This window comes from Neisseria sp. P0007.S010 (assembly GCF_051962875.1).
GTDB lineage: Bacteria > Pseudomonadota > Gammaproteobacteria > Burkholderiales > Neisseriaceae > Neisseria > Neisseria subflava_A.
In genome coordinates this window covers 1-233 of sequence record NZ_JBQCUX010000071.1, presented here as the reverse complement: position 1 = coordinate 233, position 233 = coordinate 1, and the positions used below count along the sequence as shown (strand labels likewise).

1 protein-coding gene is annotated in these 233 nt (G+C 52.4%); it reads left to right on the top strand.

Annotated elements, in window-relative coordinates; all coding sequences use genetic code 11:
* A partial coding sequence (locus tag ACTHR7_RS10945; protein WP_440370824.1) for an HAD family hydrolase occupies window positions 1-167 on the top strand: 167 nt, incomplete at its 5' end.
* Window positions 168-233 lie beyond the last annotated feature (66 nt).

Genomic DNA, 233 nt, shown 5'->3' with positions numbered 1-233 from the left:
TCGTCGTCGGCGACACCACCCACGACCTAGAACTGGCCGCCAATGCCAAAATCCGCGCCATCGCAGTCACCACCGGCGCACATACCTCCAAACAGCTGTCCTCCATGCCCCATGTCGCCATGCTCAACAGCTTGGCCGAGTTGCCTGATGTATTGGAAACCTTATAAAAGGCTAGGCAACATCTATATTAAAGGCCGTCTGAAACCTACTTTCAGACGGCCTTTAATTTGTTT